The organism is Bacillus cereus group sp. BfR-BA-01360, from assembly GCF_022663595.1.
Taxonomy (GTDB): Bacteria; Bacillota; Bacilli; order Bacillales; family Bacillaceae_G; genus Bacillus_A; species Bacillus_A cytotoxicus.
Window position 1 is genome coordinate 1 of record NZ_JAKUFV010000047.1, and the last position, 6,933, is coordinate 6,933.

Genomic DNA, 6,933 nt, shown 5'->3' on the forward strand with positions numbered 1-6,933 from the left:
CTGCGGATACAACTGAAGCATTAGAGGGAATTAAGGAAGTAACTGAAGCAGCTAATGAATGTGCAGATGCATTAGAGAAGTTGGAAAAGGTGATGCATAAATTTAAAGGTCAATCTGAAACGTCTGAAGTATCTTTCGATATAAAATCAATTGCTCAATCTACAATTGAACAGACAGCAGACTACTCCATTAAATTACAAGTAAGTAAACTAGACATAAAACGTTCAGATCAATTTTAAGTATTGTAGGCGCTACTGTAAATTATGTAGCGTCTTATTTGTTGTTGAAAAGAAAGGAAGGAGTGAAGGTAAATGGAACTAACTAAACTAGAGGTAGCGATTGCTCTTAGTGCATTCATTCAAGGATTAGATGAGGAAGAACTTGATAAAGGTAATGATTTATTAAAACAAGTAGAGAGTGAATTAGATAATATAGTCAGCAACTCAACGCTAAATCAAATGAAGGAAGCTGGTGAAAGTGTTGTAACGAAATTCATTCATAAGATATTAGAGGATGAGTAACAGTGAAGCAATACAAAACCAAACAACAGAAGCGTAAGTTCTATGACAGTGGAGCATGGAAGAGTATACGTGAGCAAGTAAAGAAGCGTGACAATTATGAGTGTCAAGAATGTAAACGTAATGGTCATGTTCGTACTGATACAAATGAATACAGCGAGAGTGCAAAGCGTAAGAAGATACAACTCGTTGTACATCATATAAAAGAACTTGAACATCATCCAGAACTTGCATTAGAAATAGACAACCTTGAAACAGTCTGTGTGGATTGCCATAATAAAGAACACGATAGAATATTTAAAAAGAAAATCAACAAATGGGAACACGATGAAAAGTGGTAAAAATAATTCAGGGACAATACCCCCCTTAAAAAATTTCACCAAAAATTGCTCTAAGGGGCACCGGTGGTGGGGGTTAATTGTCCAATTTTTTTCGAATTTACGCACGTAAGGGGGGTGGGTAGATGGCTGTTAGCATTACAAAATTAAAAGAACAGCTCATGAATAGTATTGATACGACGGATTTAGTTGAGGTTGAAAAGGTAGAACGGTACATTGATTTGGTAAAAGCGTTTAGAAAAATAAATAGAACAATTAACAAAGAAGGTGAGTCCGTCACAATTAAAAACGGATCTCAAACATTTGTGAAGGCCCACCCTCTCATAAGTGAAAGAAACAAAATTAACAGTTCATTAATTGCTTTAGGAAGAGATATAAAATTTGTTCCTAAAGTTGGTGCTTCTAATTCGAGTTATAGTCCAAGTGATTTAATATGATTAGACAAAAGTATGTAGATGAATACATTGAGCTTTATAGAAGTAGGAAAATAAAGTTCAACAAAGAAAGAGAACTGTTAATTGAATATCTAGAAAAATACGTTTTGAATAGAGACGATTTGTATTTTGATGATGAAATGATTGAGAAGTGTATCCGTTTCGGAGAGAAGTGGTACTTTCCGTTACAATCATTTCAGAAATTCTTAATAGCATTCGTCTTTTTATTTTATAAGAAAAATGGACGTGTATTTTACCGTAAATTCTTGTGGATGCTTGGACGTGGTGGCGGTAAAAACGGATTAATATCGGTCATCATTCATTTTTTAATTAGTGAAATGCATGGCATTTTGGAGTATAACATTTCCGTTGTTGCAAACAGTGAAGAACAAGCTAAAACAAGTCCTGATGAAGTTCACAAATGCATTAAACGAAATGAAATATTGCAACGAGCATTTAAAACGACATTAACGCAAACAATTTCTAAAGCAACTGGAAGTGTGCTGAAGTTTAGAACTTCAAATGGAGATACAAAAGATGGTTTGCGAGATGGTGCAGTTGTATTTGATGAAATACATCAATATGAAAGTAACAAAGATGTCCGCGTCCACATCAGCGGCTTAGGAAAAAAGAAGAACCCGCGTGAGTTTTATATTGGTACAGACGGATATGTGCGAGATGGCTTTTTAGATAAATTAAAAGAAAAAGCGATGAAGGTTCTAAGCGGAGAAGCACGTCCTAATGCTATTTTTCCATTCATCTGTAAACTGAATGATGAAAGTGAAGTAGATGACCAGGATAATTGGGAAATGGCAAATCCGATGTTATCAAAACCTTTAAGTGAGTATGCCGAAGGTTTACTTGAAACGATTAAAGAGGAATATGAAGATTTAGAAGATGATCCGAGTAATCGAGAAGAGTTTATGACAAAACGTATGAATTTACCAGTTACGAATTTAGAGCGTTCTGTTGCGAAATGGTCGGAAATTGAAGCGACTAATCGTCCGTTTCCTGATTTATATGGACAAGAATGCATTGGTGCGTTAGATTTTGCGAGTATTCGAGATTTCGCAGCATGCGGGCTTTTATTTAGAAAGGATGGAAACTATATTTTTAAAACTCATTCCTTTGTCCGAAAAGAATTTGGTGATATTTATTATGGATATTCTAAAAAAGCAGGAGAGTTCAAAAAACAGAAGTTTGCTCCAATAAAAGAATGGGAAGAACAAGGTTTGTTAACAGTTGTGGACGAACCAACAATCGACCCAATCCATATTGTTAATTGGTTTGTAGAAATGCGAGAGCAATATGGAATTAAAAAGATTATAGCTGATAATTTTCGTATGGAAGCGATACGGCCACTATTGGAAGCTGAAGGATTTGAAATCGAGGTAATTCGAAATCCAAAAGCAATTCATAGTTTACTAGCGCCACGCATTGAAATGGCATTTGCAAATCATCAAATTATTTTCGACGATAATCCATTAATGCGTTGGTACACACAAAATGTTTTAGTTGTAATTAAAAAAGATGGCAATAAAGTATATGAGAAGAAAGAGCCTGTACGTAGAAAAACAGACGGATTTCAATGTTTTGTACACGCATTGTATAGGGCTGATGAAATACAAGAAGAAACTGACTTCATACTAAGTGATATTAAATTCTAATAAAGGGGGTGATGACAATTGGATGGCTAGATAATGTATTAAAAAGAAATAAAGAAATAGCTTTTATGTTTGATGTAGACATGTTTATCGATTCGGCTAACAGAGTCCACATGAAACGATTGGCGATTGATACCTGTATATCCTTTTTAGGAAGAACAATTAGTCAATCAGAATTTAGAATCAAGAATGGCAAAGAATTTGTGAAGGATGAGTTATATTATCGATTAAATGTTAGACCTAATAAGAATATGACAGCAAGCACCTTTTGGGAAAAGTATATTTACAAACTCATTTATGATAATGAAGCTTTAATTATACAAGCTGATGATGGTGATCTACTTATTGCAGATGACTTTGAACATAATGAATATGCTGTATTTGAAGATACCTTTTCAAATGTGACTGTAAAGGATTATCAGTTTAAAAGAAACTTCAAACAAAGTGAGGTCATTCATTTAAAATATCGAAACGACAGACTATCACCGCTTATTGATGGTCTTTTCGCTGATTATGGTGATTTATTCGGAAGAATTTTAAACTCTCAAAAGCGTAAAAATCAAGTTCGTGGAACAGTGGACATGGATATGATTGGAGCTAAAACTGAGGAACAAATAGCAAAGTTACAAGAGTTTATAGACAACATGTATAAGTCAATTGGGTCGAAAGATATAGCTATTGTTCCACAGCAAAAAGGTATTAATTATAATGAGATATACAATGGTGTTGCGAATGGTCCAAGTGTGGAGGAAATTAACAAAGTAACAAATGGTTTTTTAAGTCAAGTAGCGATGGCCATTGGCATTCCAACATCTTTGATATTCGGTGAAATGGCTGATGTAGAAAAACAAACAAAAAATTACATGCTGTTTACTGTAAAACCCTTACTCAAGAAACTTTCAGACGAATCGAATATGAAATTCTTTGAAATGAATGAGTACCTTGCAGGACAAAAGGTTGAAATAAAACCTGTCTCTTATCAAAGCATATTTGACCTTGCGACAAGTATCGATAAATTGATTTCTTCAAGCGCGTTTACAGGTAATGAAATTCGATTAGAAGTAGGATATGAGATTTCAGATGATCCTAATCTTGATATCCATCATATTACGAAAAACTATACTAGATTAAATGATTTTGAAGGAGGTGAGAATAAAAATGAAGCAGATGAAACGTAAATTTGGTTTTAAGAATCAAAAATATAATGAGCAGTTAGCAAGCATCCCACATAATTTTGCTGTAGTTCATGATGAAGATAATGGAGTTAGTGAATTGACGATTTACGGAGATATTGGTGAATCGTGGTGGTGGGATTCTACTTCAGCAACAGATGTTGACAATGCTTTAAAAGAAGCTGGTAATAATAATTTAATTATTCATCTTAACTCTCCAGGAGGTAGTGCTTTTGATGGAATTGCTATTTACAATCGTCTAAAGGCACACAAGGGAAAGGTTACAATTCATGTAGATGGCTGGGCTTGTTCAGCGGCTTCTATTATTGCTATGGCAGCAGATGAGTTAATCATGGGTGCAGGTTCGATGTTGATGATTCATGAAGCTTCAACATTTGTGTGGGGAAGTAAAACATTTATGAGAAAAGAAGCTGATATGCTTGAAAAATTAGAAGATGGCATCATCGATATTTACATGACTCGTGCAAACGTTGAGCGAGAAGAAATTCGCAATATGGTAAATGAAGAGACATGGTTTAGCGCAAACGAAGCTGTTGAGATTGGCTTCGCCACTACTACTTCATCAACTGTGGAAGACAATACAAGCGAGGAACTAGCTCAATTGAAAGCTAAAATAGAATCAATGCAAAATGAATTAAATCAATATAAAAACCAACAAAGAGAGCCTGGACAAGAAACGGTACCTGCAACAGCAGAAAAAAGGAACTTGAGTAAGCTCTTTTTAAAATTATAAAAATTGGGGGAAACACATAATGACGATTAAATTTAATAAATCTGAAGCGTTTAATAAGGCGAAAGAGAAATTGACGAATGCTTTATCAAATCCTGAAAGCACAGAAAAAGAACAAGCAGAAGCATTTCAAAATTTCTTTGATGCAATGCAAACAGATGTAATTAATACAGTTCGTACACAGGTGAACGATGAAATGTTAGATCGTTCAATTCTGCAGCAACGTGGTCAAAATGTTTTAACTTCTGAAGAAACAAAATTCTTTAATGCAGTTGTACAAGATGGTGGATTTAAAGATGACTCAATCCTTCCATATACAACGCAAGAACGTGTTTTTGAGGATTTAGTTACAGAACATCCTTTACTTGCAGAAATTGGCCTTCAAGATCTAGGAGCAGTAACAAAATTTATTTATTCTAATCCAACAAAAGCGTATGCATGGGGTCCATTATTCGGTGAAATTAAAGGACAAGTTAATGCAGCATTCCGTGAAGAACAAATTGGTCAACTGAAATTAACAGCATTTGCAGCGATTCCAAACGACATGCTGGAATTAGGTCCTGTTTGGGTTGAACGTTATGTTCGAACTTTATTAGTAGAATCATATTCAGTAGGTTTAGAGTTTGGCTTTGTAAATGGTGGTGGCGCTACAGTACATCAGCCAATTGGGTTAATGAAAGATGTTAATTCTAAAACAGGTGCTATTACTGATAAGAAGTCATCTGGTACATTAACATTTGCACCTTCTCAATTTGGCGAAACTGTAGCTGGTGAACTATACGAGGTGGTAAAAGCCTTATCGACTGATGAAAAAGGTAAAACACGTAAAGTGTTAAACAAAATTGTGATGGTTGTAAATCCTGTGGATGCAATTGGTGTACAAGCGCGTAATACAATTCAAACAGCAAACGGACAATGGGTAATGGCATTACCTTACAACATTAAAGTCGTAGAATCTGAAGAAGTTCCAGTTGGAAAAGCATTATTCTTTGTAAAAGGGCAGTATCTTGCAGTAATTGCAGGTGGATATAAACTTAAAAAGTTTGACCAAACATTGGCGATTGAAGATGCAACACTTTATACAATTAAACAGTTTGCGAATGGTAAGCCAAAAGATAACAAAGCAGCGCTTGTATATGATTTAAAAATTTCGTTTACGCCGCCTGAAACTCCAGCTCCAGAGACTAAATAAGGAGTGATGTGAATGGACATCACAACAATTTCAAATGAAATATTAGAAGAATTCAAGGAAAGGATGCATTTAGGTGATGATGAAGATGATAACCTTAGACGCATCCTTTCTGCGTCTAATAAAGCTCTATTAAGAGTTTGTGGAGATTATCATTTAAATACTGACGAAGAGTTCAAGGAATTAGTCTTTGAACGCTCTCGTTATGTATACAATGATGCTTTAGAGTATTTTGACAAGAATTTTTTGAGTCAGATTAATAGTTTAAGTATCGATAAAGCATTAGAAGAATTTAAGCTGGACGGTGATTAATGTGCGTCCGTTTCAATATAAAAAACCTTTAAATACAGGTGATTTTAGAAATCGAATTATCATTGAACAGCCTATCACAATAGAAGATGAGTTTGGGCAAGTGATTGAAACATCATGGACTGAATTAAAAAAAGTATGGGCGATGATAAAAACGTTAAAAGGATCGGAATATATGGAAGCATCAGCGTCACAAGCAACAAGAATCTATCGTTTTATTATTCCTTACACACATGGCATAACAGAACTGATGCGCATTAATTTAAAAGGTCGTATCTTCGATATCATTGAACCACCTATGAACGATGATGAAATGAATAGAACGTTAACCATCATTGCAAAGGAGCGTGTTTGATATGAATGATTTTGCGAGCGAACTTGCTAGAGAATTACAAAGATATGCAAATACTGTGGAAGAGGATTTAATAGATGCACAAGAAGATGTGGCAGATGAAGCGATAAATAAATTAAGGCAAGATAGCCCTAAAGATACAGGAAAGTACAGTAAGGGTTGGCGAAAAAAGAAAGATGGTAAGTCCATTATTCTTTATAATGCGT

The 6,933-nt window shown here is 34.7% G+C and carries 10 protein-coding genes and 1 pseudogene; all 11 read left to right on the forward strand.

Annotated elements, in window-relative coordinates:
* Positions 1 to 239: pseudogene (locus MR056_RS21440) on the forward strand (hypothetical protein); the annotation flags it as partial.
* A 72-nt stretch (positions 240 to 311) separates the two neighbouring features.
* Complete coding sequence (locus MR056_RS21445; protein ID WP_087099177.1) at positions 312 to 521, forward strand: hypothetical protein; 210 nt, start codon at positions 312 to 314, stop codon at positions 519 to 521.
* 2 nt (positions 522 to 523) lie between these two features.
* A complete protein-coding gene (locus MR056_RS21450) occupies positions 524 to 859 on the forward strand; it encodes an HNH endonuclease (RefSeq protein WP_242136701.1) in 336 nt (111 codons plus the stop codon).
* Positions 860 to 981: 122 nt separating this feature from the next.
* Positions 982 to 1,293: a P27 family phage terminase small subunit gene (locus MR056_RS21455; protein ID WP_242136702.1), complete on the forward strand. Its 312-nt coding sequence runs from the start codon at positions 982 to 984 to the stop codon at positions 1,291 to 1,293.
* Complete coding sequence (locus MR056_RS21460; protein ID WP_242136703.1) at positions 1,290 to 2,957, forward strand: terminase TerL endonuclease subunit; 1,668 nt, start codon at positions 1,290 to 1,292, stop codon at positions 2,955 to 2,957. Before MR056_RS21455 ends, MR056_RS21460 begins: the two co-directional genes overlap by 4 nt.
* Before the next feature lie 11 nt (positions 2,958 to 2,968).
* Positions 2,969 to 4,132, forward strand: a complete 1,164-nt coding sequence (locus MR056_RS21465) for a phage portal protein (protein ID WP_242136704.1) — start codon at positions 2,969 to 2,971, stop codon at positions 4,130 to 4,132.
* Positions 4,113 to 4,880, forward strand: coding sequence for a head maturation protease, ClpP-related (locus MR056_RS21470; protein ID WP_242136705.1), 768 nt, complete (start codon positions 4,113 to 4,115; stop codon positions 4,878 to 4,880). Before MR056_RS21465 ends, MR056_RS21470 begins: the two co-directional genes overlap by 20 nt.
* A 19-nt stretch (positions 4,881 to 4,899) precedes the next feature.
* Positions 4,900 to 6,069 (forward strand): phage major capsid protein, encoded by a 1,170-nt coding sequence (locus MR056_RS21475; protein WP_242136706.1) that lies wholly within the window; start codon positions 4,900 to 4,902, stop codon positions 6,067 to 6,069.
* Positions 6,070 to 6,081: 12 nt separating this feature from the next.
* Positions 6,082 to 6,378: a hypothetical protein gene (locus MR056_RS21480; RefSeq protein ID WP_242136707.1), complete on the forward strand. Its 297-nt coding sequence runs from the start codon at positions 6,082 to 6,084 to the stop codon at positions 6,376 to 6,378.
* A gap of 1 nt (position 6,379) precedes the next feature.
* Entirely contained in the window at positions 6,380 to 6,730 is a 351-nt protein-coding gene (locus MR056_RS21485; RefSeq protein WP_242136708.1) for a phage head closure protein, read from the forward strand.
* Between the two features lies 1 nt (position 6,731).
* A partial coding sequence (locus MR056_RS21490; RefSeq protein WP_242136709.1) for an HK97 gp10 family phage protein occupies positions 6,732 to 6,933 on the forward strand: 202 nt, incomplete at its 3' end.